Origin of the sequence: Thermus brockianus (assembly GCF_001880325.1) — a bacterium.
Lineage (GTDB): Bacteria > Deinococcota > Deinococci > Deinococcales > Thermaceae > Thermus > Thermus brockianus.
Genome location: NZ_CP016312.1, coordinates 1319502 through 1343794, shown reverse-complemented (window position 1 = coordinate 1343794; position 24293 = coordinate 1319502). Strand labels below are relative to the sequence as shown.

Here is a 24293-nt window from a genome sequence, read left to right as displayed (position 1 = left end):
CTACGAGGCTTTACGGAACTTCTTCTTGGGCCGGCAGCCGTTGTGGGGCACGGGGGTGTCGTCCACGATGGACTTCACCTGAAGGCCAGAGGCCTGCAGGGCGCGGATGGCCTGCTCCCGGCCCGCCCCCGTACCCCGCACGATCACGTCCACGCTCTGCATGCCGTAAGCCATGGCCTTCTTGGCGGCGTCCATGGCCGCAAGCTGGGCCGCGTACGGGGTGCCTTTGCGGCTCCCCTTGTAGCCGATGACCCCGCCCGAGGACCAGGTGATGGGGTTGCCGTCCGGGTCGGTGATGGTGACGATGGTGTTGTTGTAGGAGGCGTGGATGTACGCCTTCCCACTGGCCACCTGCCGTTTGACCTTCTTCTTGGTGGTTTTCTTGGCCATACTCTCCCTCTATCGGAGTATCCTCTGGCCCTAGAAGCGCCTTAGGCTACTTCCTCGGAGCCTTCTTCTTGCCCGCCACGGTCTTGCGGGGACCTTTACGGGTGCGGGCGTTGGTACGGGTACGTTGGCCGCGCACGGGAAGGCCCCTACGGTGCCGAAGCCCCCGGTAGCACCCGATGTCCATGAGCCGCTTGATGTTGGCGGCCACCTCCGCCCGGAGCTCGCCTTCCAGCTTCCAGGTGTTCTCCACGTACTCGCGGAGGCGCACCACCTCGGCCTCGGTGAGGTCCTTGACCCGGGTGGCCGGGTTGATGCCCGTCTTCTCCAACGCCTCCTTGGCCCGGGCCGGCCCGATGCCGTAGATGTAGGTGAGGGCCACGTCCACCCGCTTGTTCCTGGGAATCTCTACGCCTGCAATCCTCGCCACGTTGCCTCCTTACCTAACCCTGCCGCTGCTTGTGCTTGGGGTTTTCGCAAATCACGTATACCCGCCCGTGCCGGCGCACCACCTTGCACTTTTCGCACATCCTCTTGACCGATGCCCGTACCTTCATCGCGCCTCCTACTTTCTGTAGACGATGCGGCCCCGCGTGGGGTCGTAGGGGGTAATCTCCACCACCACCCGGTCCCCCGGCAGGATGCGGATATAGTGCATGCGCATCTTGCCGGAGATATAGGCCAGGATCTCCGGTCCCGAGTCCAGCTTCACCCGAAAGGTGGCGTTGGGCAAAGCCTCGGTGATCACGCCTTCCGCCCGAATGGTGTCCTTCTCCTTCGCCATACCCCTCCTACCGCGCCCGCACCAGGGGTACCCCGGTGAGGAGCTCCGGGCCCTCCTCCGTCACCAAGACGGTGTTCTCGTAGTGGGCGGCGAGGTTGCCTTGACCGGCGCTCGCCGTCCAGCCATCTTCCAATATTACCACACGTGCCGGGCGCAAGGTGACCATGGGCTCTAGGGCCAAGGTCATGCCGGGGCGGATCTTGGGCCCCGTGCCCGGCTTGCCAAAGTTGGGAAGCTGGGGGTCCTCGTGGATCTCCCGGCCCACCCCGTGCCCCACGAACTCCCGCACCACCCCGTAGCCGCGGCTTTCCAAGAAGGTCTGCACGGCGTGGGCCACGTCCCCGATGCGGAAGCCCGGCTTGAGGTACTTCATCCCCTCCCAGAAGGCGGCCTCTGTGTCCTGGATGAGCCTTTCCGCCTCCGGGGAAACCCTGCCCACGGGGAAGGTGCGGGCCATGTCGGCGGCGAAGCCCCCGTAGATGAGGCCCACGTCCACGGAAAGGATATCCCCCTCCTTCAGGGGTTCCTCCGAGGGGATGCCGTGGACCACCACCTCGTTCACCGAGGTGCAAAGCGTGGCGGGGAAGCCGTAGAGCCCCAGGAAGGCCGGCTTGGCCTTGCGCTTAAGGATAGCCTCGTGGGCAATCCGGTCCAGCTCCTTGGTGGTGATCCCCGGCTCCACGTGGCGGGCCACCTCCTCCACCACCTCGGTGAGGAGGGCGCCCGCCTCCCGCATGCGCTCAATCTCCCAGGGGCTTTTGAGCTTAATGGCCATCAGATTCCCAAGGCGGCCCGGATGCGGGCGTAGACCTCATCGGGCGTGCCCAGGCCGTCCACCCGCTTCAGGGCACCCGTCTTCTCATAGTAGTGGATGAGGGGCTCGGTCTTCTCCCGGTAGACCTCGAGGCGGCGCCTTATGGTCTCCTCGTTGTCGTCGGAGCGGCCCTCCAGCTCGGCCCGCTTGAGCATGCGCCGGACCAGCTCCGCCTCGGGCACCTCCACCAGCACCACCCCAAGGAGCCGGGTCCCCGTCTCCTCCAGGAGGCGGCCCAGGGCCTCCGCCTGGGGCAAGGTGCGGGGAAAGCCGTCCAGGATCACCCGGTCGGCAAGCTCCTCGCGGATCAGGGCCAGGATGAGGTCATCGGGCACCAGGTCCCCCCGGTCCATGATGGGCTTCACCTGCTGGCCCAAGGGGGTGCCCCGGGCCACGTGGTCCCGCAGGATGTCCCCCGTGGAAAGCTTCTTAAAGCCCAGCTCCGCTGCAAGCCTCGCCGCCTGGGTGCCCTTCCCCGCCCCCGGCGGCCCCAAGAAGATCACCGCTTCCCCCATTCTCCCTCCTAGCGCGTGCGGCCGCGGATCCGGCCCTTGGACAAGAACCCCTCGTAGTTCCTGAGCATCAGCTGGCTTTCAATCTGCCTAAGGGTATCCAGGGCTACCCCCACCACGATCAAGAGGCCGATCCCCGAAAAGGCGATGCTCTTCACCCCGGTGAGGTTCTGGATGATCTGGGGCAAGGCCGCCACGAGGCCCAAGAAAAGCGCCCCCCAGAGGGTGAGGCGGGAGACGATGTGCTCCAGGAACTTCACCGTGGGCTCCCCGGGGCGGATGCCGGGGATGAACCCCCCGTACTCCCTGAGGCTTTCGGCGATGCGCTTGGGGTCAAACTGCACGGCGGTGTACACGTAGGTGAAGAGGACGATGAGGACCACCTCGAGGAGAAGCCCGGAAAGGTGGGTGGGGTTAAAGAAGTTGGCGATGGCCTGGAGTACGGGGTTATCCTGGAAGGGCGCGGCGAGGAAGATGGGGATTTGTAGGATGGCGGCGGCGAAGACGATGGGGATCACCCCAGCGGCGTTCAGCTTGATAGGGATGTAGGTGGCCTGGCCCCCGTAAACCCTGCGCCCCACCACCTTACGGGCGTACTGCACGGGGATGCGGCGCTCCGCCTGCTGCACCGCCACCATCCCAGCGAAGGCCAGGACGATGAAGGCCAGGAAGAAGAGGAAGGCCACCAGGTTCACCTCCCCCGTGCGGATCAGCCCGGCGGTGCGCACCAGCTGGGGCAACCATTCCACCACGATGCCGGCAAAGATGATCATGCTGGTGCCGTTCCCGATGCCGTACTCCGTGATGCGCTCCGCCATCCAGAGGAGGAGGGCGATGCCCGCCACCTGGGTGACCACCACCACCAGCCAGAAGAAGGGGCCCGGGGACCAGCCGGGAAGGAGGAACCTACCCCCCTCCGCCCCCAAAAAGGCCGTGGCCAAGAAGAAGCCCTGGAAGGCCCCCAGAGCGATGCCGCCGATGCGGGTGTACTGGTTGATGATGCGGCGGCCCTCCTCCCCCTCCTTGGAAAGCTTCTCCAGCGCCGGCACCACGTTGACGAGAAGCTGCATGATGATGGCGGCGGTGATGTAGGGCATGATGCCCAGGGCGAAGATGGAGAAACGCTCAAAGTTGCCGCCCGAGAAGAGGTTGATGATCCCGAAAACCCCTCCTTGGGTGGTGCGCAAAAACTCCTGGATCTTGTCCAGGTCCACCCCCGGGGTAGGGATGAAGGCCCCCAAGCGGTAGGCGGCCAGGACGAGGAGGGTGAAGAGAATGCGCTGGCGAAGCTCGGGAATCTGGAGGGCGCTCCGGAAGGCCTTCAGCATCTTAGGCCTCCAAGAGGACCGCTTCCCCGCCTGCGGCCCTCAGCTTTTCCAGGGCGCTTTTGGAGAAGGCGTGGGCCACTACCTTGAGGGGCTTGGCCTCCCCCTCCCCTAGCACCTTGAGCCGGTAGCCCTTCTTCAAGAGGCCCGCCTGCACCAGGAGTTCAGGGGTAACCTCCCCTTCAAAGCGGGCCAGGTCCTTGAGGTTCACCCCCTGGTACTTGGGGCGCTTGATCTCGCCCGGCACCTGGCCCTGCATGCCCCGCTTGGGCAGGCGCATCAGGGTGGTGGAGCGGCCGCCCTCAAAGCGGCGGGGGTCCTTGAGGCCGCCCGAGCGGGACTTCTGGCCCTTGTGGCCCCGGGTAGCGGTCTTGCCGTGGCCGGAGCCCGGCCCCCGCCCTACCCGCTTGCGCTTCTTGTTGGCCCCAGGATTGGGCTTTAGGTCGGTGAGCTTCATTCCAGCACCTCCACCCGGAGAAGGTGGGCCACCTTGGCCACGTTGCCCCGGATGGCCGGGATGTCCTCCAGCACCTTCTCCTTCTGCAACTTGGTGAGCCCCAAGGCCTTCAGGGCGGCCTTCTGGTCCTTGGGGTAGCCGATGGGGCTTTTCACCAGCTTAACCTTGAGCTTGCCCATCACTCCTCCCCGCCCTTCCGGAGACGCTTCACGTCCTCCCGGGTCTGGAGTTGCCGGAGGGCTTCCATGGTGGCGTAGGCAATGTTGATGGGGTTGCGGCTCCCGAGCTCCTTGGTGAGGATGTCGGTGATGCCCGCAAGTTCCAGAATGGCCCGGGGCACCGCCCCAGCGATTACCCCGGTCCCGGGAGCAGCGGGCTTCAAGAGGATCTTGGAAGCCCCGTACTCCACCTCAATCTCGTGGGGAATGGTGCCGTTTTGAATGGGCACCTCCACCATGTTGCGGCGGGCGTAGTACCCGGCCTTTTGCACCGCCAAGGGCACCTCCTTGGCCTTGCCCAGGCCCAGGCCCACCCGGCCCTGCCGGTCACCCACCACCACCAAGGCGCCGAAGCGGAAGCGGCGGCCGCCCTGGTAGGTCTTGGCGGTGCGCCGCACCAGGATCATCTTCTCCTCAAAGTCGGTCTCGGGCATGGTCCCTCCTCTAGAACTCCAAACCGCCCTCCCGGGCCCCCTCGGCCAGGGCCTTCACCCGGCCATGGTACTTGTAGGGGCCCCGGTCAAAGGCCACCTGCTTGATGCCCTTGGCCAAAGCCTTTTCCGCCAAGGCGCGCCCCACCTGCCGGGCCACCTCGGTCTTGTTGCCCTTGAGCTTCAGGGCCAGGCTGGATTCGGCCACCAGGGTTTCCCCTTTCTCGTCGTCAATGATCTGGGCGTAGATGTGGTTGAGGCTGCGGAAGACGGAAAGGCGTAGCCGGCCCGTGCGCTTGATGCGGTTGCGCACCCGGAATTTGCGGCGCTCGTATGCGGTAAGCCGTGCCATAATCCCCCCTACTTCTTGGCCCCGGCCTTGCCGGGCTTAAGGCGGACGGGCTCGCCCGCGTAGTAGATGCCCTTTTCGTGGTAGGCGCTGGGCTTCTTGATGGCCCGGATGTCGGCGGCCACCTGGCCCACCCGCTGCTTGTCAATGCCCACCACCCGGATCTTGGTTGGCTCGGGCACCTCGAGGGTGATCCCCTCCGGGGGCTCCACCACCACGGGGTGGCTGTAGCCCACGGAAAGCTCCACGGCCCGGCCCACAAGCCGTGCCCGGTAACCGATGCCCTTGATGAGGAGCTCCTTGGCGTACCCCTCGGACACCCCCTTCACCGCATTGGCGATGAGGGTGCGGGTGAGGCCGTGAAGGCTCCTGTGGCGGCGCTCGTCCGAAGGGCGCTCCACCCGGACCACACCCTCCTCCACCACCACCCGCATCTCGGGGGAGATGGCCACGGAAAGCTCGCCCTTGGGGCCCTTGACCTTGACCAGGCCCGGGGCCACCTCCACGCTGACCCCCTTGGGCAGGGGAATGGGAAGCCGGCCAATCCTAGACATCACCACACCTCGCAGATGAGCTCGCCGCCCACGCCCAGCTTGCGGGCCTCCCGGTCGGTGAGCACCCCTTTGGGCGTGGACAGGATGGCAATCCCCAGACCCCGGCGCACCCGGGGGATCTCCTTCACCCCCACGTAGACCCGCCGCCCCGGGCGGCTGATGCGCCGGATGTGCTTGATGACCTGTTCGGGACGGGGGTCAAGCCCGGGACGCCTGGGACCGTACTTCAGGTGGATGCGCAACACGGGCTTGCCGTCCACCTCCACCCGCTCGTACCCCTTGATGAAACCCTCCCGCGCCAAGATCTTGAGGATTTCCTCCTTAAAGCGGGAGGCGGGCACCTCGGTGCTCTCCTTGTAGACCCGGGTGGCGTTGCGTATCCGGGTCAGCATGTCGGCAATGGGGTCCGTCAGCATTTCCTCTCTCCTTTTACCTCACTCCCAAGCCATGCGGTCTCGAGGGAACCCCCCCGACCGGCCACGGCCTACCAGCTGGCCTTCTTCACCCCAGGAAGCTGCCCCTTGTGGGCCAGCTCCCGCAGGCAGAGCCGGCAAAGACCGAAGTAGCGGTAGACGCTCCTGGCCCTCCCGCACCGCACGCACCGGGTGTAGGCCCGCACCTTGAACTTAGGGGTCCGCTTGGCCTTCTCAATCAGCGCTTTTCTCGCCATGCTCGCCTCACTTGCGGAAGGGAAAACCCAAGAGCTCCAAAAGGGCCTTGGCCTCCTCGTCGGTCCTGGCGGTGGTGACCACCGCGATGTCCATCCCCCTAAGGGCGTCCACCATATCGTAGGTGACCTCGGGGAAGATGAGCTGCTCCTTGAGGCCCAGGTTGTAGTTGCCCCGGCCGTCAAAGCTTGCCGGGTTCACGCCCCGGAAGTCGCGGATGCGGGGCAGGGCCACGTTGAGGAGCTTTTCCAGGAAGATCCACATGCGGTCCCCCCGCAGCGTCACCCGAAGGCCGATGGGCATGCCCTTGCGGAGCTTGAAGTTGGAGATGGACTTCTTCGCCCGGGTCACCGCCGGCTTCTGGCCGGTGATAAGGGCGAGCTCCTTGGAGGCCTTCTCCAGGATGCGGGCGTCCTCCTTGGCCTCGCCCAGGCCCTGGTTAACCACCACCTTCACCAGCCTGGGAACCTCCCAGATGTTCTGGTAGCCGAAGCGGCGGATGAGCTCGGGCCGGACCTCCTCGTAGTACTTCTTCTTCAGGGCAACGTCCAGAGGCATGCTACTCCTCCACGTCCAAGGACCCGCCGCACTTGGCGCAGGCCCGGATCTTCCGCCCGTCTTCCAGGAGCTTCTTGCGCACCCGGGTGGGCTTGCCGCAGGCGGGGCAGATGGGGCGCACCTTGGAGGCGTGCAAGGGGGCCTCCTGCTCCACGAACCCGCCCTGGGGGTGCTGCGGGCTCACCCGCACCGCCTTCTTGACGATGTTCACCCCTTCCACGATCACCGCCTGGCGCTTGGGTAACACCGCCTTCACCTTGCCCACGCGGCCTTTGTACTTGCCGGAGGCCACCAGCACGGTGTCCCCCTTCTTCACGTGCACCTTGGTCTGCATCAGAGCACCTCCGGCGCCAGGGAAACGATCTTCATGAAGCCCTTCTCGCGGAGTTCCCTCGCCACGGGGCCGAAGACCCGGGTGCCGCGGGGCTCCAGCTGGTTGTTGATGATGACGGCGGCGTTGTCGTCAAAACGGATGGCCGAACCGTCGGGCCGCTTCACCTCCTTCTTGGTGCGCACCACCACCGCCTTCACCACATCCCCTTCCTTCACCGCCCCGCGGGGGATGGCCTCCTTGACGCTGGCCACGATGATGTCCCCCACGGTGGCGTACTTGGCGTTGGAGCCCTTGAGGACGCGGATGCACATGATCTTGCGGGCCCCGGTGTTGTCGGCCACCTCCAGATAGGTCTGGGGCTGGATCATGCCTTACCTCCCCGCTTGGAAAGGCTGGCGTAGTTTTGGCGGCGGACCTCGTACCTTTCCACCAGGTCAAGCCGCCCGCTTTCCAGAAGCCGCAGTACCTTAAAGCGCTTGCGCTTGGAGATGGGGCGGGCCTCCACGATCTCCACCACGTCCCCCACCTTGTACCGCTCCTCGGGGTCGTGGGCCAGGTACTTCTTGGAGCGCTTGATCACCTTGCCGTAGAGGGGGTGGGGGAACTGGCGCTCCACCAAGACCGTGACGGTCTTTTGCATCTTGTCGCTCACCACCACCCCGGTCAGCACCTTCTTAGGCATTGGCCCTCCTCTTCTCGTTCAGCACCGTGAGGAGCCGGGCAATGGACTTGCGGGTTTCCCGGATCCTATGGTTCTGGGAAAGCTGGCCGATGGAGGCTTGGAAGCGGAGCTCCATCAGCTCCTGCTTCTTCTTCCGGATGAGCTTCTCCAGCTCCGCCGGGGAGAGCTTGCGGGCCTCCTCCAGCTCCTTCTTCACCTCACTGAGCTTCATCGTAGGCGTCCCTCCGCACGATCTTGGTCTTGATGGGAAGCTTGTGGCCGGCGATGCGCAAGGCCTCCAGGGCCTGCTCCTCGTTCACCCCCGCCACCTCAAACATCACCCGGCCCGGCTTCACCACCGCCACGTACCCCTCCACGTTGCCCTTACCCTTACCCATCCGCACCTCCAAGGGCTTCTTGGTGTAGGGCTTGTCGGGGAAGATGCGGATGAAGATCTTCCCCCCGCGGCGGAAGTGGCGCACCATGGCCACACGGGCCGCCTCAATCTGCTGGGAGGTGATCCAGGCGGGCTCGAGGGCCACCAGGCCGTAGTCCCCGAAGGCCACGTAATCGCCCCCCTTCGTGGCCCCCTTCATGCGGCCCCGGTGTTGCTTCCGGTACTTCATGCGCCTGGGCATCAGCATGGCCTACTCCTCCTTTTTCACCCGCACGGCGGGGCGGCGGCGGCGGGGCTTCTCCTCGCCCTTGGGGCCTTCGGCCCGGGCCTTGGCCTTCTGGCCGCCGATCACCTCGCCCAAGAAGACGTACGCCTTGACCCCCAGCACCCCGTAGGTGGTGCGGGCCAAAGCGAAGCCGTAGTCTATGTTAGCACGCAGGGTGTGAAGGGGCACCCGGCCCTCGGCGGCCCACTCGGTGCGGGCCTGCTCCGCCCCCCCGATGCGCCCGGAGACGATGACCTTGGCCCCCTTGGCCCCGGATTCCATGACCCGCTGCACCGCCTGCTTGATGGCCCGGCGCACGGCGAAGCGGCGCTCAATCTGCTCCGCCACCCGCTGGGCCACCAGGGGAGCGGAGAGGTTGGGGTTGTGGATCTCCTGGACGTTCAAGGCCACGTTCTTCCCCGTCATCTTGGATAGGGTTTCCCGCAGGACCTTGATCTTCTCCCCGCCCCGGCCGATGACCACGCCGGGCTTGGCCACGTGCACGGTCACCGCCACGTTGTCCGCCGCCCGCTCAATGTCAATGCGGGCAAGCCCCGCCGGGTAGAGCTCCTTGGTGAGGACCTCGCGGATCTTCTGGTCCTCCCAGAGGAGGTGGCGGTACTGCTTCTTCCCCGCATACCAGCGGGACTCCCAGTCCCGGGTGATGCCGAGCCGGAACCCGATGGGGTGGATTTTATTTCCCATGCTTCTCCCCCAAGATCACCGTGATGTGGCTGGTCTTCTTCTTCATGATGTCCGCCCGGCCCCGGGCCCGGGGAAGCACCCGCTTCAAGGCGGGCCCCTCGTCCACGAAGGCCGCCTTCACGTAAAGCCGATCCTCCAGCATGTCGTGGTTGTTCACCGCGTTGGCGGCGGCGGACTCCAGCACCTTGGCCACGTGGTAGGCCCCCCGCTTGTGGGTGTAGCGCAGGATGGCGCGGGCCTCCTCGAGGCTCTTCCCCCGGATCAGGTCCACCACGAGCCGGACCTTCCTGGGGGCGATGCGCACGTAACGGGCAATGGCTTTCGCTTCCATGGCTACTTCTTCTTGGTGGCCTTGGCCTCTTTGCCGTGCCCCCGGTAGGTGCGGGTGGGTGCGAACTCACCCAGCTTGTGCCCCACCATGTTCTCGGTGATGTAGACGGGCACGTGCTGCTTGCCGTTGTAGACCGCGATGGTGTGCCCCACCATCTCGGGAACGATGGTGGAGCGGCGGCTCCAGGTTTTGATGAGCCGCTTCTCCCCCTTGGCGTTTAGCTCCAGGACCTTCTCCAGGAGGTGGTCGTCTACGAAAACGCCCTTCTTCAAGCTACGCGGCATGGCTCACCTCACTTCTTGCGCCGGGCCAGGATGAAACGGCTGGAAGGCTTGCGCCGGTTCCGGGTCTTAAGGCCCTTGGTCTGCCAACCCCAGGGGGAAGCGGGCGGACGGCCCCTGGGCGCCCGGCCCTCACCACCGCCGTGGGGGTGGTCCACGGGGTTCATGGCGGCGCCGCGCACGTGGGGCTTACGCCCAAGCCACCGGGTGCGCCCCGCCTTGCCCAGAACGATGTTCTTGTGGTCAGCGTTGCCCACGGCCCCGATGGTGGCGTAGCACTCGCCGTGCACCTTGCGCAGCTCCCCGGAAGGGAGGCGCAGGATCACGTAGTCCCCTTCCCGGCCCTGGATCTGGGTGCTGGTGCCGGCGGAGCGGGCCAGCTTGGCCCCCTTCTTGGGCTCCAGCTCCACGGCGTGGACCACGGTGCCCACGGGGATGAAGCGCAAGGGGAGGGCGTTGCCCACCTGGATGGGGGCATCGGGGCCCGCCACCACCTGCTGGCCCACCTGTAGGCCCTCGGGGGCGATGATGTAGCGCTTCTCCCCGTCGGCGTAGTGGAGGAGGGCGATGCGGGCGGAGCGGTTGGGGTCGTACTCAATGGCCGCCACCTTGGCGGGGATGCCCGCCTTGTCCCAGCGCTTGAAGTCCACGATGCGGTAAAGCCGCTTGTGGCCGCCGCCCCGGAAGCGCACGGTGATGCGCCCCTGGTTGTTGCGCCCCCCGGTCTTCTTCAGGGGCTTGACCAAGGACTTCTCCGGCTCGGTCTTGGTGATCTCGGAGAAGTCCGCCACCGTCATGAAACGGCGGCTCGGCGTGTAGGGTTTGAACTTCTTGACTGCCATTCTCTATCCTCCTTGCCGGATCGGGGCCGGGCACCCCACCCGGCCAGGTCTAGATGAGGCCCTCCAAGGCCTCAATCTTCTGCCCGGAAGCCACCTGGACGATGGCCTTTTTGCGGTCGGGGCGCTTGCCCAAATAACGGCCCAGGCGCTTCTTCTTGCCCCGCACCCGAAGGGTGTTGACCCCCACCACCTTCACCTTGAAGGCCTCCTCCACCGCGTTCTTGATCTCGGTCTTGGTGGCCTTAGGGTGAACCCAGAAGGTGTACTTGCCCTCGGCGAAGCCAGCGTAGGCCTTCTCCGAGAGGACGGGGGCGAGGATGATGTCGTAAGCGGTTTTCACGCCTCACCTCCCAAACGGGCCTGGAAGGCTTCCCAGGCCTTCAGGTCCATGACAAGCCGCTCGGTGCGCAGGATGTCGTACACGTTGAGCCCCTCAGGGGCCAGGGTGACCACCCAGGGCAGGTTGCGGGCGGCGCGGCGCACCGGTTCGCTTTCCGCCACCAAGAGCACGGTTTCCGAGCCGTCCAAGCCCGCCGCCTTAGCCCAGGCCAGGAACTCCTTGGTCTTGCCGTTGACCCCGGCGAAGTCCTCCACCAAAAGGAGCTTCCCCTCCCGGGCCCGGTCGGCCACGGCCATGGCTAGCCCCGCCTTCCTCACCTTCTTGGGCAGGGTGTAGCCGTAGTCGCGGGGCTTGGGCCCGAAGACAGTACCGCCGCCCACGAAGATGGGGGCACCGATGTCCCCGTGGCGGGCGCGGCCCGTGTGCTTCTGGGGGTAAATCTTGCGGCTGGAGTAGGCCACCTCGCCCCGGGTCTTGGTGCTGGCGGTGCCCCGGCGGCGGCTCGCCAGTTGCCAGCGCACCACCTCCCAGAGAAGGTGGGGGTTGACCTCGGCGGGGAGGTCGGCGGCAAGCTCCCGCTTGCCGGAAGAGGAGAGCACAGGGATCTGGTACACCATGTCCTCCTTACCTGCCTTCACTTGGCCACCTTCTTGGTCTCGCGCACCACCAGGAGACCGCCGTTGGGCCCTGGCACCGCGCCCTTGACCAAGAGGAGGTTCTCCTCGGGGATGACGTCCACCACCTCGAGGTTCATCACCGTGACCCGCTCGGCGCCGTAGTGGCCGGCCATGCGCTTGCCCTTGTACACCCGGCCCGGGGTCTTACGGTTACCGATGGAGCCCGGGTGGCGGTGGATCTTGTGGGCACCGTGGGAGTCCGGCCCACCGGCGAAGTTCCAGCGCTTCATCACGCCGGCGGTGCCCCGACCCTTGGAGGTGCCGGTGACGTCCACCCGCTCCCCCGGCTTGAAGATCTCCACCGTCACCACGTCGCCCTCGGGGTTAAAGCCCCGGATCTCCTTGAGGATCCGCACCGGGGCCACCCCTGCCTTGGCGAAGTGGCCCTTCATGGGCCGGTTCACCCGCTTGGGCTTCTGGGGCAGGAACCCCAGCTGCACCGCCAGGTACCCGTCCTTCTCCGGGGTACGCCGCTGCACCACGGGGCAGGGCCCGGCCAGGATCACGGTGACGGGAACGGCCCGGTCGTCCTTGTAGATCCGGGTCATGCCCACCTTCGTGCCCAGGATGCCCTTCACTTGCCACCTCCCACGGTCTTGATCTCAATCTCCACGCCGGTGGGCAGGTCCAGGTTCATGAGGCTCTCAATGGTCTTGCGGTTGGGGTTCAGGATGTCCACCAGGCGGTTGTGGGTGCGGAGCTCAAAGTGCTCCCGGGAGTCCTTGTGCTTGAAAGGACCCCGGATCACGGTGAAGCGCCGCACCCGGGTAGGCAAAGGTACGGGGCCCGAGACCTGCGCCCCCGAGCGCCGCGCGGCCTCCACGATCTTCTGGGCCGAGGCGTCCAGGGTCTTGTGGTCAAAGCCCCGAAGCTTGATGCGGATCTTGGGCATGCCTCACCTCACTCCAGGATTTTGGTGACCACGCCGGCGCCCACGGTCCGCCCACCCTCACGGATGGCAAACCGCAAACCCTCCTCCAACGCCACCGGCTTGATCAGCTCCACCGTAAACGTCACATTGTCCCCAGGCATCACCATCTCCACACCCGGGGGCAACTCCACCACTCCCGTCACATCCGTCGTCCGAAAGTAAAACTGCGGACGGTACCCCGTGAAAAAACCCGTGTGCCGCCCACCCTCCTCCTTCTTCAACACGTACACGGAGGCCTCAAACTTCGTGTGCGGCGTAATGCTCCCAGGCTTCGCCAACACCTGCCCCCGCTCCACCTCCTCCCGGCTTACACCCCGCAACAACAACCCCACATTGTCCCCAGCTATCCCCTCCTGCAGCGTCTTCCGGTGCATCTCCACCCCAGTCACCACCGTCCGACGCGTCTCCGGAGACAACCCCACAATCTCCACCTCGTCCCCAACCTTCACCTTACCCCGCTCAATTCGTCCCGTCGCTACCGTACCACGCCCAGTAATCGTAAACACATCCTCCACCGGCATCAAGAACGGCTTGTCCACGTCCCGCTCCGGCGTCGGAATGTACTCGTCAATCGCATCCAACAACGCCCAAATCCGATCCACCCACTCGTTCTCCCCTCGCTTCGTCTGAGGATTCCGGTGCATCTGCTCCAACGCCAACAACGCGCTCCCGCGAATCACCGGCACCTCATCCCCAGGAAACTCGTACTGGTTCAGCAGATCCCGAACCTCCATCTCCACCAAGTCCAACAGCTCGGGATCGTCCACCATGTCCACCTTGTTCATGAACACCACAATGTACGGAACCCCCACCTGACGCGCCAGCAAAATGTGCTCCCGCGTCTGCGGCATCGGCCCGTCCGCCGCCGATACCACCAAAATCGCCCCGTCCATCTGCGCCGCACCCGTGATCATGTTCTTGATGTAGTCCGCATGACCCGGGCAGTCCACGTGCGAATAGTGCCGCTTCGCCGTCTCGTACTCCACATGCGCCGTGTTGATCGTAATCCCCCGCGCACGCTCCTCCGGCGCCTTGTCAATCTCCCCGTAGTCCTTCACCTCTACATTCGGGTTCTCCGCCGCCGCCACATACGTCAACGCCGCCGTCAACGTCGTCTTCCCGTGGTCCACGTGCCCAATCGTCCCCACGTTCACGTGAGGCTTCGTCCGTACAAACTCGCCCTTGGCCATCTTCGTTCTCCTTTCGGCAAACACGGGTGGGCCCTAAGGCCCACCCCTAAAGCGTCCTTACTGCCCCTTGATGAGCTTCTCCTGCACCTGCTTGGGGACCTCCTGGTAGTGATCGAAGAACATGACGAAGGAGCCCCTGCCTTGGGTCTTGGACCTTAGATCGGTGGCGTAGCCGAACATCTCCGCCAGGGGCACGTAGGCCCGGATCACCTGGGCGTTGCCCCGGGGCTCCATCCCCAGGATCTGGCCCCGGCGGGAGTTCAGGTCGCCGATGACGTCCCCCATGTACTCCTCGGGCGTGGTGACCTCCACCCGCATGATGGGCTCGAGGATCACCGGGTCCCCCTTCTGCACCGCCTCCTTGATGGCCATGGAGCCGGCGATCTTGAAGGCCATTTCCGAGGAGTCCACCTCGTGGTAGGAGCCGTCGTAGAGGGTTACCTTGACGTCCACCACGGGGAAGCCGATGAGGGGACCCGACTGCATGGCCTCCTCAATGCCCTTCTGCACGGCGGGGATGTACTCCTTGGGGATCACGCCGCCCACGATGGCGTTGACGAACTCAAAGCCGGAACCCCGGGGCAGGGGCTCGGCCTTGATCTTCACGTGGCCGTACTGGCCACGGCCACCGGTCTGGCGGATGAACTTGCCCTCCACGTCCACGGGGCGGGTGATGGTCTCCCGGTAGGCCACCTGGGGCTTGCCCACGTTGGCGTCCACCTTAAACTCCCGCTTGAGCCGGTCCACGATGATCTCCAGGTGGAGCTCTCCCATCCCGGAGATGATGGTCTGGCCGGTCTCGGGGTGGGTGGACACGCGGAAGGTGGGGTCTTCCTCCGCCAGGCGGGCCAGGGCCTGGGAAAGCTTGTCCTGGTCCGCCTTGGTCTTGGGCTCAATGGCCACGTCTATGACCGGCTCCGGGACCTCAATGGACTCCAGGACCACCCGGGGGGCATCCTCGCCCACCAGGGTATCCCCGGTGATGGTTTCCTTCAGGCCCACCACCGCCCCCAGGTCCCCGGCCTTGAGCTCCTCCACCTCTTCCCGGTGGTTGGCGTGCATCCTAAGGAGCCGGGCCACCCGCTCCTTGCGCCCCTTGGTGGTGTTGTACACGTAGGAGCCCGAGGTGATGGTGCCGGAGTAGACGCGGATGAAGGTGAGGCGGCCCACGTAGGGGTCGGCCATGATCTTGAAGGCCAGGGCCGCCAGGGGGCCATCGGGGTCGGGGTGGATCTCCACCTCCTCCCCCTCCGGCGTGGTGCCCCGGATGGGGGGGATGTCCAAGGGGGAGGGCAGGTAATCCACCACGGCATCCAGGAGGAGCTGGACACCCTTGTTCTTCAGGGCCGAGCCCAGGAACACCGGGGTGATCTTGATGTCAATGGTGCCCTTGCGGATGGCCGCCACCAGCTCTTCCTCCGTGGGCTCTTCGCCCTCGAGGTACTTGAGCATGATGTTCTCGTCAAAGTCGGCGGCGACCTCAATGAGCTTCTCGTGGTACTCCCGGGCCTGGTCCTGGTACTCCTCGGGGATGGGGATCTCCCGGATGTCCGTGCCCAGGTCGTTGCCGTAGGTGTAGGCCTTCATCCGGAGCACGTCAATAATCCCCGAGAAGGTGTCCTCCCGGCCGATGGGAAGTTGCATCACCACCGGGCGCGCCCCCAGGCGCTCCTCCATGGTGCGGATCACCAGCCACAGGTCCGCCCCCGTCTTGTCCATCTTGTTGGCAAAGGCGATGCGGGGCACCTTGTACTTCTCCGCCTGGCGCCAGACGGTCTCCGACTGGGGCTCCACCCCTTGGCTGGAGTCAAAGACCACGATGGCCCCGTCCAGCACCCGCATGGAGCGCTCCACCTCAATGGTGAAGTCCACGTGCCCGGGGGTATCAATGATGTTGATGCGGTGGTCCTTCCAGAAGCAGGTAGTCACGGCGGCGGTGATGGTGATGCCCCGCTCCCGCTCCTGCTCCATGAAGTCCATGGTGGCCGCGCCCTCGTGCACCTCGCCGATCTTGTGGATCTTGCCGGTGTAGTAGAGGATGCGCTCGGTGGTGGTGGTCTTGCCGGCGTCAATGTGCGCGGCGATGCCGATGTTGCGGAGCCTTTTTAGGTCGTACGCTACCTTAACCGCCATGGCTTACCACCGGTAATGGGCGTAGGCGCGGTTGGCCTCGGCCATGCGCTCCACGTCCTCCTTTTTCTTGACCGCCCCGCCCTTGCCCTCGGCGGCGTCCATGAGCTCGTGGGCGATGCGCACCGCAGCGCCGCGCTCGGGGCGCTGGTTGGCCGCCTGCACCAGCCAGCGCAGGGCCAAGGACTGCTGCCTGCGGGGGGACACCTCCATGGGCACCTGGTAGTTGGCCCCACCCACACGGCGGGAACGCACCTCCATGCGGGGCTTTACGTTCTCCACCGCCTGCTTAAAGATCTTCAAAGGCTCCTGCCCGGTCTTTTCCTGGATGATGCGGCAAGCCTCGTAGAAGATGCGGGCGGCCAGGTTCTTCTTCCCGTCCCGCATGATCTTGTTGATGAAGGCCGACACCACCACATCCCCGTAGACCAGGTCGGGCTGGAGTTGGCGTACCTCTGCTCTTCTTCTCCGCGCCATAGCTCACCTACTTCTTCTTGGCCGGGGCCGCGCCCTTCGTCTCCTTGGGCCTCTTGGTCCCGTACTTGGAGCGGCTCTTCTTCCGGTCCTTCACGCCCTGGGTATCGTAGACCCCACGGACGATGTGGTAGCGCACACCCGGAAGGTCCTTCACACGGCCGCCCCGGATAAGGACCACGGAGTGCTCCTGGAGGTTGTGCCCCTCGCCGGGGATGTAGGCAGTGACCTCGTACCCCGAGGTGAGGCGCACCTTGGCCACCTTCCGCAAGGCGGAGTTGGGCTTCTTGGGGGTGACCGTGCGCACCACCGTGCACACCCCCCGGCGGAAGGGCGAGCCCTTCAAGGCCGGAACCTTGCTCTTCTTTTGGACCTTCTCGCGGCCCTTTCTGACCAGCTGGTTGATCGTCGGCAGTGCCACCACTCCCTTCTTCTTGGACTTGCCCCCATGTTCTCAAGATCCACCCGGGAAGATTCCCGGTTTAGCCCGCACAGGGCACCACCCTCAGGACCAGGGGCTGGCCCTGAGGGCCCTCAACTTGCCTAGTGTACACGGCTCTAGCCCTTTTGGCAAGCGCAAAAAACAGGGCTTTACCCAAAACTCCTTCCTCGCCCTCCCTTAGCCTGCTTCAAGAGTTCTTGGGTGACTTCATAGTTGAGCAGGCGAACCAGGCCCCTCAGGAGCAGGTACGGACCATCCCTCTCGCTGGGCAGCCCCAGCTTGCCCCCGAGCTGCAAAAGAAACCCCTTGAACGGATCCCCCAACCGCTCAACTTCCCAAAGGAACACCGCCAGCCCCAGCAAAACCGCCACCACCTTCCGGATCCGGGCAAGCCCCCGCACCTGGAAGGTCTCAAGCCCCAGCCCCGTCTTCAAAAGCCGGAAGAACCGCTCCACCTCCCACCGCCTGCGGTACGCCTCCACCACCTGCGCCGCCTCCTCCCTCCCCCTCACCGGCAAGCTGGTCAGTAGCCACCACTCCCCACGCCGCCCCAGGGCTGGCACCCGGCAGACCACCAGGTGGAGCCGCCTCCCCTCCACCTCCACCTCCCTCCATCCGAAGTGGAGCCGCACCCGCTGGTACCTGCCCCCTACCCTCAGCTCCACCTCCTCCCCACAGGGAAGGGCCAGGGAAGAAGCCACCTTCGCCAGAGAACCCCCCTCCCCAAGCTTCCGGTCCCGGTAGACCCGCACCACGAACTCCTCCCCCAGGGCCAGCACCTGCCCAAACACCTTCCGGTCGTCAAACCCCCGGTCCGCCACATACACCAGCCTCCTGCCCACGCCCCCCAATCGCTCCCGGGCCGCCTCAATGGCTCCCTCCACCTCCTTGGGCAGGCTGGCAAACCCCCTCTCCCCGTAGGCCACCAGGTGGGCGTACCCCAGGGCCAGCCGCCCCGCGGGGTCCAACCCCAGGGCGGTGAGGAGCTCGTACCCGGGCCGCCTATCCTTCCCCACCCGGGCTATCCCCTCCAGGGCCCGGGCATAGGGCTTGGCCACCGGGCTCAGGTCCAGGAGGACCAGAACCTCCTCACCCTCCAGGGCAGTCGCGCTCTCCTGATAGACCCGGTCAAGGAGGGCTTCTGCCTCCACCCGTGGGTTGGACAGGAAGCGGTAAAGGGCTTTGGCCTGGTGGAAGCGGTTCTGGAGGGGAGAAGGGAGCGAGGCCACCATCTCGCTCACCCGGGCTGAGCCTGCGGCCAAGGCGCCCCGCACCACCTCTTCAAACCGTCGGTGGAGGCGCTTATCGGGGGAAAACGCTCGCAAAACGGCCCGTGAACTCCTGGAGCCTGGCCTCGGCCACCTTGAGCATGTCCATGGATCACCCCCGGTACCAGATACGGGCTGCGCCCGCAAGGGGAGATTTACCACGAAACGGAGATGTGGGTAAAGTCCTCCAAAAAAGACCCCCGCCCGCAGGCGGGGGCTTTTGGAGCCGGTGGCCGGATTTGAACCGGCGGCCTACCGCTTACGAGGCGGTTGCTCTACCGCTGAGCTACACCGGCCCGCCCAGAAGAGTTTAGGATACAAGCCCCGCTTGCGCAACTACCGCAGGACCACCCCGGGTTGGACCCGGAGGGCACGGAAAAGGGGAAGGAGGGAGGAGAGGAAGGTGGCGAGAAGGCTTGCCCCACTCACCACCAAGAAGTCCGAAAGGCGCATCTCCACCGGCAAATGGGTGAGGAAGTAGAGCTCCCCCGGGAGGTCCAAAGGCCGAAGGGCCAGGTAGAGGCAAAGGAGGTAGCCGAGAAGGTTGCCCAGGAGAACGCCCCCCGCCCCCAAAAAGACCCCCTCGAGGGCGAACACCAAGCCCACGGTGGTCCTGGAGGCGCCCATGGCCCGGAGGAGGGCGATCTCTGGGGTCTTCTCCACCACCTTGAGCACCAGGAGGTTCGCCACCCCCAGGGCAGCCACGGCCACGATGAGGAAGACCAGGATGCCCAAGACCCGCTTTTGGAGGGAGAGTTGCTCCAAGAGGGTGCGCTGGGTGTCCTGCCAGGCCTGGGGGAAGAAGCGGGTACCCGCCAGGGCGAGCCCCACCTCCTTGGCCCGCCAGGGGTCCTTCAGCCGCACCTGGTAGCCCTGGGCTTTTAGGCCCGAAAGCTTTTCCACAGCCTTCAGGTCCACGAAGGCGTAACCGGCGTCCAGAAGGTAGTTCCCCGTGCGAAAGGACCCCAAGACCCGAAGCGCCACCCGCTCCTGGGTAGCGGAGAGGGCATAGATCCGGTCCCCCACCACCGCCCCCAAGGACTGCATCAGGGCCGAGCCCAGGTAGATGCCCCCGGGCTCCAGGCTCAGGCCGAGCTCGGGGTAGAGGGCCTCTCCCCCTTCCCCCAGGCCCACCAGGGTGGCAAAGTCCACCCCGGGCCCCCGGGCCCCTTCCGCCGGGCGGGTGAGGAGGGCCTTGGTGGCGGCGAAGGGCGCAGCGTGCTCCACCTCGGGGTGGAGGGGGAGGGGTGGAAGCTCCGCCCCAAGGCTAAAGAGGACCAGGTGGGGATAGGCCTTGAGCGTGGCCCGGACCAGGCCGCTCACGAAACCGTTGGTGAGGGAAAGGGCGGCGAGGAGCACCGCCACCCCCACCCCCACCCCTAAAAGGGCCAAGGCGGTCTGAAGCGGTCTTCGCTTTAGGTGGGCCCAGGCGAGGAAGAGGGCGAAGCGCACGACGCCAGGATACCTAGCGCCTAGGGTACTCCACCACCACCAGCTCCACCAAGCGGCGGCCAAAGCGCACCGCCGTGGCCCGGTCGGGGAGCCAGACGTCCACCTTTTCCCGCATCCTAGGGTGCATCACGTCCGCCACCACGAAGATGCGGCCTTGGAAGAGGTAGTCAAACTGGCCCTTTCCCCTCCCGTACACGCTCCCTAGGTCGCGAAGGCGCACCTTGGTCCCGTAGGGAAGCACCTTGAGGAGGTCCCGGCTCACCGCCAAAACCCCAAGCCGGGTGCGCATCCCCGTGGCGGTCACAAAAGGTGTGGCGTCGGTTTCCCGGACGCTGGAAGTGTAGGCCGTGGCCTGGAGAACCAGGACCCTTTTCGCCTCCTGGGCGAAGCCCCCCGCAATGGCGAGGGCCAAGAGGAGCGCCGTGGCTAAACCCCGCATAGCGCCCCCAAGTATGCGGACAAAGCCAGGAGGTCTCTGAGAACCATGAGGGCTTTCCCTCATGGAGTAGGGCGCTGAGCCTTTTAGATTCGTTTTAATATTTTAAAAATCCCGCCAGATAGGGACAACTTCTGGCGGGGGTTGATTAGAAAACACTAAGGACTCTTTAGCTTAGCCTCATCCTCCTCAAAGGGGCTACGGGCAGGGGGTGCCGGAGAGGGTGAGGGTGTACCGCCCGCTTCCCTCCTCGTTAAACCCCGCCCGCACCAAGCCCCGGTCCCGCACCTCCAAAAGCGTGGCCGGGGACACGGGGGCGCAGTTCGCCACCGGGTCCAGGACCCGGGGGTAGAGGTCCTCCCGGCTGTTATAGAGCAGGGCCACCAGGTCCAGGGGGCCCGTATAGGTGAAGCGCAAGTAGTCCGTGGCCGAGGCCGAGGCTACGTTGTAAAGGTCAAACTCGCCCACAAACTCTATGGCCCCCGTTTTCGTCCCCGAAAGGAAGGCCTCTCCTTGCCCTTCGGGGTTGGGGGTGAAGGCCTCGGCGTAGAGGGTCACCCGGTCCTCGCTTAGGGCGTAGTTCTCCACCCGGAGGTAGTAGACCTGCCCCCCCTCGCCCTTAAAGTTCAGGCGGTAGCCGGGGTCCAGGGTGATCTGGGGTCGGAGGGCCAGGGGGGTAAGCTCGGGGTAGGCGGCGAACCAGTTCCGGGCCACGCTCACCGCTTGGACCACGCCCCGGGCGTCCAAGAGGACGAGGCGGAGCCGGCCGCTCAGTTGCAAGGTGGCGGAAACCGCCGCTATCTGCACGGCCTGGGTGGCGGAAGGGGCGATGCGGTACACCTTCACCCCGGGCCTCAGCTGGCCCCCGCTTTCCTGGGCGGGGGGGAGGTCGGCGATGGCGAAGCCTCCCACCGGGAGGTCCCCGCTCACCGGGGGTGCGGCCTCGAGGCCACACCCGGCCAAAGCCAGCAACAAGAGAAGTCAAGTCCCAAACCTAGGCGCCCCATAAAACCCCCTTTCCCCTCAGGATAACCCTAGGGAAAGGGGGATGGCTTAGGGATTCCTTTAGCTACTCCAAGACCCCCAGGTAGGCGTAGAGGTCCGGCCCCCCCGGCAGGATCTCCACGGCAAGCTCGGGGAAGCGGCCCGCCACCTCCTCCGCCTTCTCCATGGGGGTGTTGGGGCCGAGGAAGAGGGTGAGGACCTCCTTCCCCTCCTTGGCCAGGCGCACAAGGCCCTCTAAAACCTCCTCCGGCGTTTCCCCCACCAGGACGAGCTTCCCGTCCAAAAGGCCGATGGGCTTGTCCTTCAGGACCTTAAGCCCATCCACCTCCGCATCCCGGCTGGCCCAGGTGACATCGAGGGTCACCGCCCCCTTGGCCGCCTCCTCCATCTCGGGAAGGAGCTCCTCCGGCTCCGCCTCGGGGAGGTAGCGCACCGCCGCCGCCAGGCCCTGGCCCAGGGTGCGGGTTTTTAGGACGTAGACCTCCTTGCCCGCCTCCCGGGCCAGCCTGGCCGCCTCCTCCGCCGCCAGGAAGACGTTGGGGTTGTTGGGCAGGAGGATGACCTTGGGGCTAGGCACGCTTCGGATGGCGGAAAGGAGGTCCTCCACGCTGGGGTTTTGCGTCTGCCCCCCCGCCACCACCCGCGCCCCCAGGCTGCGGAATACCCGGGCCACCCCGTGCCCCAGGGCCACGGCCACCAGGCCCGTGGGGGGCGGGGGTACCTCGGAAGCCCCGGCCATGGCCAGGATCTCCGTGTGCTGCTCGCGCATGTCCTCCACCTTGGTCCGCACCATGCGGCCAAAGCGGGCCACGGCGGCGAGAAGGCCATCGGGGTCGTCGGTGTGGATGTGCCCCTTCACGTAGCCTTCCGCCCCCACCACCAGGAGGGAATCCCCAAAGGGCGCCACCGCCTCCCGGATCCTCTCAATGGGCACCTCCACCCCTTCCATGAGGAACTCCGTGCAATAGCCGAACTCCTCGGTGGCGAAGGCGGTCTGGGCGTAGCGCTCCACCTTGGGGGGCTCGGGAAGGGGAAGCTTCAGGGCATAGCCTTGAATGCCCTCCAAAAAGCGCACGTACCCCGCCCCCCCGGCGTCCACCACCCCCGCCTGCTTGAGCACGGGAAGGAGCTCCGGGGTGCGGGCCAAGGCCTCCCGGGCCGCCTCCAGGGCGGAGGTGAGGACGGCCTCGAGGGTATCCCCCTTCGCCCCCTCCCCCGCCGCCCGGGCCACGGTGAGGATGGTGCCCTCCACGGGCTTCATCACCGCCTTGTAGCCCGTTTCCGCCCCCAGGCGCAGGGCTTCCACCAGGGTGGGGGGGTCCAGGGCCTCCTTTTTGCGAAGGGCCTCGGCGAAGCCCTTCAGGATCTGGGAAAGGATAACCCCGCTATTCCCCCGGGCCCCCAAGAGGCTCCCGTAGGCGATGGCCCGGGCCACCTCGGCCATCTTGGAGGTGTCGGCCAGGTCCAACTCCCGCCGGGCGGACTGCAGGGTGAGGTGCATGTTGGTGCCCGTATCCCCATCCGGCACCGGGTAAACGTTGAGGGCGTTGAGCTCTTCCACGTACACCCGGAACCAGTCCGTGGCGTAGCGGAAGGCCTCGGCCAGCTCGCCTGGGGCCCAGTTACGCACGCCCCACCCCCACCACGTGCACCCGCACCTGGGAAAGCTCCACCCCTGCCAGGTGCTTGGCGGCGAAGGCCACCCGCTCCGCCAAGGACTCCACCACCGTGGGGATGCGGGCCCCCAAGGCGACCACCACGTAGAAGTCGGCGGCGTACTTGCCCGGGTTCGTGGGGTCCGGGCGGACCACCACCCCCTCGCTCGCCTCCTGCCGCCCCAGGATGCGCACCACCTGTTCCTTAAGGCCCGCCGGGGCCATGCCCACCACCCCCGGCACCTCGTGGGCCGCCAAGGCCAACAAGGAAGCCAAGGCGGTTTCCGTCACCGTCACACGCCCTTGCACGCTACCTCCTTAAGGCCTCCTCGGGAGGCGTGTAGGGAAGGCCAAAGGCCTCCGCCACCCCTGGGTGGGTGAGGAGGCCCTTATGGGTGTTGAGCCCCTTCAAGAGGGCCCCGTCTTCCAAGAGGGCCTCCAAGCCCTTCTCCGCCAACTTGAGCACATAGGGCAGGGTTTGGTTGGTGAGGGCGAAGGTGGAGGTACGGGGCACCGCCCCCGGCATGTTGGCCACCCCGTAGTGCACCACCCCGTCCACCACATAGGTGGGCTCGGCGTGGGTGGTGGGGTGGATGGTCTCCACGCACCCCCCCTGGTCCACGGCCACGTCCACGATGACCGAGCCCTCCTTCATGAGGGGGAGCATGTCCCGGGTCACCAGCTTGGGCGCCTTGGCCCCCGGCACCAGGACGGCCCCGATGAGGAGGTCGGCGTGCTGGATGCTCTTCTTGATGTTGGCCTCGGTGGCGGTGAGGGTCACCACCCGGCCGCCAAACACGTCGTCCAGGTACTGGAGGCGCTTGTGGTTCACGTCCAGGATGGTCACCTGGGCCCCCATCCCCAAGGCGATCTTGGCGGCGTTGGTGCCCACGGTACCGCCCCCCAGGATGACCACGCTGGCCGGGGCCACCCCGGGCACCCCGCCCAAAAGCACCCCCCGCCCCCCGTGGGGCTTCTCCAGGAACTGCGCCCCCACCTGGGGCGCCATGCGCCCCGCCACCTCGCTCATGGGAACGAGAAGGGGCAAGGAGCCATCGGGAAGCTGCACCGTTTCATAGGCGATGCCCGTGACCCCGCTTCGGAGCATGGCCTCGGTGAGGGTGCGGTCCGCCGCCAGGTGCAGGTAGGTGAAGAGGATGAGCCCATCCCGCAAAAAGGGGTACTCCTCGGGCAGGGGTTCTTTCACCTTCACCACCATCTCCGCCTTCCAGGCTTCCTCCCGGCTTACCAGCTGGGCCCCGGCCCGCTCGTACTCGGCGTCGGATAGGCCCGAGCCTACCCCCGCCCCCCGCTCCACCCAAACGGTATGCCCCCGCTTCACCAAGCTCTCCACCCCGCCCGGGGTCAGGGCCACGCGGTTCTCCAGGGTCTTGATCTCCTTGGGTACGCCGATGATCAT

At 65.9% G+C, this 24293-nt stretch carries 39 protein-coding genes and 1 tRNA gene; all 40 read right to left on the bottom strand.

What is annotated here, in order from left to right; all coding sequences use genetic code 11:
• A complete protein-coding gene (gene rpsK / locus A0O31_RS07205) occupies positions 1 to 390 on the bottom strand; it encodes a 30S ribosomal protein S11 (RefSeq protein WP_039458156.1) in 390 nt (129 codons plus the stop codon).
• A 46-nt stretch (positions 391 to 436) separates the two neighbouring features.
• Positions 437 to 817, bottom strand: a complete 381-nt coding sequence (gene rpsM, locus A0O31_RS07200) for a 30S ribosomal protein S13 (RefSeq protein WP_039458154.1) — start codon at positions 815 to 817, stop codon at positions 437 to 439.
• Between the two features lie 13 nt (positions 818 to 830).
• Positions 831 to 944 carry a 50S ribosomal protein L36 gene (gene rpmJ / locus A0O31_RS07195; RefSeq protein ID WP_003043944.1) on the bottom strand — a complete coding sequence of 38 codons (114 nt, stop codon included), beginning with the start codon at positions 942 to 944 and terminating at the stop codon, positions 831 to 833.
• An 8-nt stretch (positions 945 to 952) separates the two neighbouring features.
• Positions 953 to 1171: a translation initiation factor IF-1 gene (gene infA, locus A0O31_RS07190; protein WP_016328575.1), complete on the bottom strand. Its 219-nt coding sequence runs from the start codon at positions 1169 to 1171 to the stop codon at positions 953 to 955.
• Between the two features lie 7 nt (positions 1172 to 1178).
• Positions 1179 to 1946, bottom strand: coding sequence for a type I methionyl aminopeptidase (gene map, locus A0O31_RS07185; protein ID WP_071677266.1), 768 nt, complete (start codon positions 1944 to 1946; stop codon positions 1179 to 1181).
• The gene (locus A0O31_RS07180; RefSeq protein WP_071677265.1) at positions 1946 to 2500 is read right to left on the bottom strand and encodes an adenylate kinase; all 555 of its coding nucleotides are present in this window, start codon (positions 2498 to 2500) and stop codon (positions 1946 to 1948) included. The genes map and A0O31_RS07180 overlap by 1 nt, the downstream gene beginning before the upstream one ends.
• An 8-nt stretch (positions 2501 to 2508) precedes the next feature.
• Positions 2509 to 3825 (bottom strand): preprotein translocase subunit SecY, encoded by a 1317-nt coding sequence (gene secY / locus A0O31_RS07175; RefSeq protein ID WP_071677264.1) that lies wholly within the window; start codon positions 3823 to 3825, stop codon positions 2509 to 2511.
• A gap of 1 nt (position 3826) precedes the next feature.
• Positions 3827 to 4279 carry a 50S ribosomal protein L15 gene (gene rplO, locus A0O31_RS07170; RefSeq protein ID WP_071677263.1) on the bottom strand — a complete coding sequence of 151 codons (453 nt, stop codon included), beginning with the start codon at positions 4277 to 4279 and terminating at the stop codon, positions 3827 to 3829.
• Complete coding sequence (gene rpmD, locus A0O31_RS07165) at positions 4276 to 4458, bottom strand: 50S ribosomal protein L30 (RefSeq protein ID WP_071677262.1); 183 nt, start codon at positions 4456 to 4458, stop codon at positions 4276 to 4278. The genes rplO and rpmD overlap by 4 nt, the downstream gene beginning before the upstream one ends.
• Positions 4458 to 4931, bottom strand: a complete 474-nt coding sequence (gene rpsE, locus A0O31_RS07160; protein WP_071677261.1) for a 30S ribosomal protein S5 — start codon at positions 4929 to 4931, stop codon at positions 4458 to 4460. The genes rpmD and rpsE overlap by 1 nt, the downstream gene beginning before the upstream one ends.
• Before the next feature lie 10 nt (positions 4932 to 4941).
• Positions 4942 to 5280, bottom strand: a complete 339-nt coding sequence (rplR, locus tag A0O31_RS07155) for a 50S ribosomal protein L18 (protein WP_071677260.1) — start codon at positions 5278 to 5280, stop codon at positions 4942 to 4944.
• Between the two features lie 8 nt (positions 5281 to 5288).
• A complete protein-coding gene (gene rplF / locus A0O31_RS07150) occupies positions 5289 to 5831 on the bottom strand; it encodes a 50S ribosomal protein L6 (RefSeq protein WP_071677259.1) in 543 nt (180 codons plus the stop codon).
• On the bottom strand, positions 5831 to 6247 hold the full coding sequence (rpsH, locus tag A0O31_RS07145) for a 30S ribosomal protein S8 (protein ID WP_039458124.1): 417 nt from the start codon (positions 6245 to 6247) through the stop codon (positions 5831 to 5833). Before rpsH ends, rplF begins: the two co-directional genes overlap by 1 nt.
• Positions 6248 to 6315: 68 nt before the next feature.
• A complete protein-coding gene (locus A0O31_RS07140) occupies positions 6316 to 6501 on the bottom strand; it encodes a type Z 30S ribosomal protein S14 (RefSeq protein ID WP_018111303.1) in 186 nt (61 codons plus the stop codon).
• A gap of 7 nt (positions 6502 to 6508) precedes the next feature.
• Positions 6509 to 7057, bottom strand: a complete 549-nt coding sequence (gene rplE / locus A0O31_RS07135) for a 50S ribosomal protein L5 (RefSeq protein ID WP_039458117.1) — start codon at positions 7055 to 7057, stop codon at positions 6509 to 6511.
• 1 nt (position 7058) lies between these two features.
• Positions 7059 to 7391 (bottom strand): 50S ribosomal protein L24, encoded by a 333-nt coding sequence (gene rplX / locus A0O31_RS07130; protein ID WP_039458114.1) that lies wholly within the window; start codon positions 7389 to 7391, stop codon positions 7059 to 7061.
• A complete protein-coding gene (gene rplN / locus A0O31_RS07125) occupies positions 7391 to 7759 on the bottom strand; it encodes a 50S ribosomal protein L14 (protein ID WP_015718099.1) in 369 nt (122 codons plus the stop codon). Before rplN ends, rplX begins: the two co-directional genes overlap by 1 nt.
• Entirely contained in the window at positions 7756 to 8073 is a 318-nt protein-coding gene (gene rpsQ / locus A0O31_RS07120) for a 30S ribosomal protein S17 (RefSeq protein ID WP_039458107.1), read from the bottom strand. Before rpsQ ends, rplN begins: the two co-directional genes overlap by 4 nt.
• Positions 8066 to 8284, bottom strand: a complete 219-nt coding sequence (gene rpmC, locus A0O31_RS07115) for a 50S ribosomal protein L29 (protein WP_039458104.1) — start codon at positions 8282 to 8284, stop codon at positions 8066 to 8068. Before rpmC ends, rpsQ begins: the two co-directional genes overlap by 8 nt.
• On the bottom strand, positions 8271 to 8696 hold the full coding sequence (gene rplP / locus A0O31_RS07110) for a 50S ribosomal protein L16 (protein ID WP_039458101.1): 426 nt from the start codon (positions 8694 to 8696) through the stop codon (positions 8271 to 8273). The genes rpmC and rplP overlap by 14 nt, the downstream gene beginning before the upstream one ends.
• A 3-nt stretch (positions 8697 to 8699) precedes the next feature.
• The gene (gene rpsC, locus A0O31_RS07105) at positions 8700 to 9419 is read right to left on the bottom strand and encodes a 30S ribosomal protein S3 (RefSeq protein ID WP_039458098.1); all 720 of its coding nucleotides are present in this window, start codon (positions 9417 to 9419) and stop codon (positions 8700 to 8702) included.
• Positions 9409 to 9750 carry a 50S ribosomal protein L22 gene (gene rplV / locus A0O31_RS07100; RefSeq protein WP_039458095.1) on the bottom strand — a complete coding sequence of 114 codons (342 nt, stop codon included), beginning with the start codon at positions 9748 to 9750 and terminating at the stop codon, positions 9409 to 9411. The genes rpsC and rplV overlap by 11 nt, the downstream gene beginning before the upstream one ends.
• Before the next feature lie 2 nt (positions 9751 to 9752).
• Positions 9753 to 10034 carry a 30S ribosomal protein S19 gene (gene rpsS / locus A0O31_RS07095; RefSeq protein ID WP_011173711.1) on the bottom strand — a complete coding sequence of 94 codons (282 nt, stop codon included), beginning with the start codon at positions 10032 to 10034 and terminating at the stop codon, positions 9753 to 9755.
• An 8-nt stretch (positions 10035 to 10042) separates the two neighbouring features.
• Entirely contained in the window at positions 10043 to 10873 is an 831-nt protein-coding gene (gene rplB, locus A0O31_RS07090) for a 50S ribosomal protein L2 (RefSeq protein ID WP_039458091.1), read from the bottom strand.
• Positions 10874 to 10922: 49 nt separating this feature from the next.
• The gene (locus A0O31_RS07085) at positions 10923 to 11213 is read right to left on the bottom strand and encodes a 50S ribosomal protein L23 (protein WP_039458090.1); all 291 of its coding nucleotides are present in this window, start codon (positions 11211 to 11213) and stop codon (positions 10923 to 10925) included.
• Entirely contained in the window at positions 11210 to 11830 is a 621-nt protein-coding gene (gene rplD, locus A0O31_RS07080; protein WP_071677943.1) for a 50S ribosomal protein L4, read from the bottom strand. Before rplD ends, A0O31_RS07085 begins: the two co-directional genes overlap by 4 nt.
• A 17-nt stretch (positions 11831 to 11847) precedes the next feature.
• The gene (rplC, locus tag A0O31_RS07075) at positions 11848 to 12468 is read right to left on the bottom strand and encodes a 50S ribosomal protein L3 (RefSeq protein WP_071677258.1); all 621 of its coding nucleotides are present in this window, start codon (positions 12466 to 12468) and stop codon (positions 11848 to 11850) included.
• Positions 12465 to 12782, bottom strand: a complete 318-nt coding sequence (rpsJ, locus tag A0O31_RS07070; RefSeq protein ID WP_039458086.1) for a 30S ribosomal protein S10 — start codon at positions 12780 to 12782, stop codon at positions 12465 to 12467. Before rpsJ ends, rplC begins: the two co-directional genes overlap by 4 nt.
• A gap of 8 nt (positions 12783 to 12790) precedes the next feature.
• Positions 12791 to 14011 (bottom strand): elongation factor Tu, encoded by a 1221-nt coding sequence (gene tuf, locus A0O31_RS07065; protein WP_071677189.1) that lies wholly within the window; start codon positions 14009 to 14011, stop codon positions 12791 to 12793.
• Between the two features lie 57 nt (positions 14012 to 14068).
• Positions 14069 to 16144, bottom strand: a complete 2076-nt coding sequence (gene fusA / locus A0O31_RS07060; protein WP_071677257.1) for an elongation factor G — start codon at positions 16142 to 16144, stop codon at positions 14069 to 14071.
• 3 nt (positions 16145 to 16147) lie between these two features.
• A complete protein-coding gene (rpsG, locus tag A0O31_RS07055) occupies positions 16148 to 16618 on the bottom strand; it encodes a 30S ribosomal protein S7 (RefSeq protein WP_071677256.1) in 471 nt (156 codons plus the stop codon).
• Positions 16619 to 16625: 7 nt separating this feature from the next.
• A complete protein-coding gene (gene rpsL, locus A0O31_RS07050) occupies positions 16626 to 17039 on the bottom strand; it encodes a 30S ribosomal protein S12 (protein WP_016328548.1) in 414 nt (137 codons plus the stop codon).
• Positions 17040 to 17206: 167 nt separating this feature from the next.
• Positions 17207 to 18331: a transposase gene (locus A0O31_RS07045; RefSeq protein ID WP_008632315.1), complete on the bottom strand. Its 1125-nt coding sequence runs from the start codon at positions 18329 to 18331 to the stop codon at positions 17207 to 17209.
• 215 nt (positions 18332 to 18546) lie between these two features.
• Positions 18547 to 18621, bottom strand: a tRNA-Thr gene (locus tag A0O31_RS07040).
• 40 nt (positions 18622 to 18661) lie between these two features.
• On the bottom strand, positions 18662 to 19777 hold the full coding sequence (locus A0O31_RS07035) for an ABC transporter permease (RefSeq protein WP_071677255.1): 1116 nt from the start codon (positions 19775 to 19777) through the stop codon (positions 18662 to 18664).
• 13 nt (positions 19778 to 19790) lie between these two features.
• On the bottom strand, positions 19791 to 20216 hold the full coding sequence (locus A0O31_RS07030) for a 3D domain-containing protein (RefSeq protein ID WP_071677254.1): 426 nt from the start codon (positions 20214 to 20216) through the stop codon (positions 19791 to 19793).
• Between the two features lie 195 nt (positions 20217 to 20411).
• On the bottom strand, positions 20412 to 21185 hold the full coding sequence (locus A0O31_RS07025) for a hypothetical protein (protein ID WP_237258978.1): 774 nt from the start codon (positions 21183 to 21185) through the stop codon (positions 20412 to 20414).
• Between the two features lie 97 nt (positions 21186 to 21282).
• The gene (locus A0O31_RS07020; RefSeq protein WP_071677252.1) at positions 21283 to 22848 is read right to left on the bottom strand and encodes a DAK2 domain-containing protein; all 1566 of its coding nucleotides are present in this window, start codon (positions 22846 to 22848) and stop codon (positions 21283 to 21285) included.
• Positions 22841 to 23182: an Asp23/Gls24 family envelope stress response protein gene (locus A0O31_RS07015; RefSeq protein ID WP_071677251.1), complete on the bottom strand. Its 342-nt coding sequence runs from the start codon at positions 23180 to 23182 to the stop codon at positions 22841 to 22843. Before A0O31_RS07015 ends, A0O31_RS07020 begins: the two co-directional genes overlap by 8 nt.
• 1 nt (position 23183) lies before the next feature.
• Positions 23184 to 24293 carry an alanine dehydrogenase gene (gene ald, locus A0O31_RS07010; protein ID WP_071677250.1) on the bottom strand — a complete coding sequence of 370 codons (1110 nt, stop codon included), beginning with the start codon at positions 24291 to 24293 and terminating at the stop codon, positions 23184 to 23186.

What these genes read in the sequence shown, in the direction of transcription:
- A0O31_RS07140 (WP_018111303.1), bottom strand. Translation starts at nt 6,501, where the DNA reads ATGGCGAGAAAAGCGCTGATTGAGAAGGCCAAGCGGACCCCTAAGTTC.
- tuf (WP_071677189.1), bottom strand. Translation starts at nt 14,011, where the DNA reads ATGGCCAAGGGCGAGTTTGTACGGACGAAGCCTCACGTGAACGTGGGG.
- A0O31_RS07030 (WP_071677254.1), bottom strand. Translation starts at nt 20,216, where the DNA reads ATGCGGGGTTTAGCCACGGCGCTCCTCTTGGCCCTCGCCATTGCGGGG.
- rpsS (WP_011173711.1), bottom strand. Translation starts at nt 10,034, where the DNA reads ATGCCGCGTAGCTTGAAGAAGGGCGTTTTCGTAGACGACCACCTCCTG.
- rpmC (WP_039458104.1), bottom strand. Translation starts at nt 8,284, where the DNA reads ATGAAGCTCAGTGAGGTGAAGAAGGAGCTGGAGGAGGCCCGCAAGCTC.
- rplB (WP_039458091.1), bottom strand. Translation starts at nt 10,873, where the DNA reads ATGGCAGTCAAGAAGTTCAAACCCTACACGCCGAGCCGCCGTTTCATG.
- rplP (WP_039458101.1), bottom strand. Translation starts at nt 8,696, where the DNA reads ATGCTGATGCCCAGGCGCATGAAGTACCGGAAGCAACACCGGGGCCGC.
- rplN (WP_015718099.1), bottom strand. Translation starts at nt 7,759, where the DNA reads ATGATCCAGCCCCAGACCTATCTGGAGGTGGCCGACAACACCGGGGCC.
- rplD (WP_071677943.1), bottom strand. Translation starts at nt 11,830, where the DNA reads ATGGTGTACCAGATCCCTGTGCTCTCCTCTTCCGGCAAGCGGGAGCTT.
- rplR (WP_071677260.1), bottom strand. Translation starts at nt 5,280, where the DNA reads ATGGCACGGCTTACCGCATACGAGCGCCGCAAATTCCGGGTGCGCAAC.
- map (WP_071677266.1), bottom strand. Translation starts at nt 1,946, where the DNA reads ATGGCCATTAAGCTCAAAAGCCCCTGGGAGATTGAGCGCATGCGGGAG.
- rplX (WP_039458114.1), bottom strand. Translation starts at nt 7,391, where the DNA reads ATGCAGACCAAGGTGCACGTGAAGAAGGGGGACACCGTGCTGGTGGCC.
- rplV (WP_039458095.1), bottom strand. Translation starts at nt 9,750, where the DNA reads ATGGAAGCGAAAGCCATTGCCCGTTACGTGCGCATCGCCCCCAGGAAG.
- secY (WP_071677264.1), bottom strand. Translation starts at nt 3,825, where the DNA reads ATGCTGAAGGCCTTCCGGAGCGCCCTCCAGATTCCCGAGCTTCGCCAG.
- rpmJ (WP_003043944.1), bottom strand. Translation starts at nt 944, where the DNA reads ATGAAGGTACGGGCATCGGTCAAGAGGATGTGCGAAAAGTGCAAGGTG.
- rpsK (WP_039458156.1), bottom strand. Translation starts at nt 390, where the DNA reads ATGGCCAAGAAAACCACCAAGAAGAAGGTCAAACGGCAGGTGGCCAGT.
- rpmD (WP_071677262.1), bottom strand. Translation starts at nt 4,458, where the DNA reads ATGGGCAAGCTCAAGGTTAAGCTGGTGAAAAGCCCCATCGGCTACCCC.
- rplE (WP_039458117.1), bottom strand. Translation starts at nt 7,057, where the DNA reads ATGCCTCTGGACGTTGCCCTGAAGAAGAAGTACTACGAGGAGGTCCGG.
- A0O31_RS07180 (WP_071677265.1), bottom strand. Translation starts at nt 2,500, where the DNA reads ATGGGGGAAGCGGTGATCTTCTTGGGGCCGCCGGGGGCGGGGAAGGGC.
- rpsH (WP_039458124.1), bottom strand. Translation starts at nt 6,247, where the DNA reads ATGCTGACGGACCCCATTGCCGACATGCTGACCCGGATACGCAACGCC.
- rpsC (WP_039458098.1), bottom strand. Translation starts at nt 9,419, where the DNA reads ATGGGAAATAAAATCCACCCCATCGGGTTCCGGCTCGGCATCACCCGG.
- rpsE (WP_071677261.1), bottom strand. Translation starts at nt 4,931, where the DNA reads ATGCCCGAGACCGACTTTGAGGAGAAGATGATCCTGGTGCGGCGCACC.
- infA (WP_016328575.1), bottom strand. Translation starts at nt 1,171, where the DNA reads ATGGCGAAGGAGAAGGACACCATTCGGGCGGAAGGCGTGATCACCGAG.
- rpsG (WP_071677256.1), bottom strand. Translation starts at nt 16,618, where the DNA reads ATGGCGCGGAGAAGAAGAGCAGAGGTACGCCAACTCCAGCCCGACCTG.
- rpsJ (WP_039458086.1), bottom strand. Translation starts at nt 12,782, where the DNA reads ATGCCCAAGATCCGCATCAAGCTTCGGGGCTTTGACCACAAGACCCTG.
- fusA (WP_071677257.1), bottom strand. Translation starts at nt 16,144, where the DNA reads ATGGCGGTTAAGGTAGCGTACGACCTAAAAAGGCTCCGCAACATCGGC.
- rplO (WP_071677263.1), bottom strand. Translation starts at nt 4,279, where the DNA reads ATGAAGCTCACCGACCTAAAGCCCAATCCTGGGGCCAACAAGAAGCGC.
- ald (WP_071677250.1), bottom strand. Translation starts at nt 24,293, where the DNA reads ATGATCATCGGCGTACCCAAGGAGATCAAGACCCTGGAGAACCGCGTG.
- rpsQ (WP_039458107.1), bottom strand. Translation starts at nt 8,073, where the DNA reads ATGCCTAAGAAGGTGCTGACCGGGGTGGTGGTGAGCGACAAGATGCAA.
- rplF (WP_071677259.1), bottom strand. Translation starts at nt 5,831, where the DNA reads ATGTCTAGGATTGGCCGGCTTCCCATTCCCCTGCCCAAGGGGGTCAGC.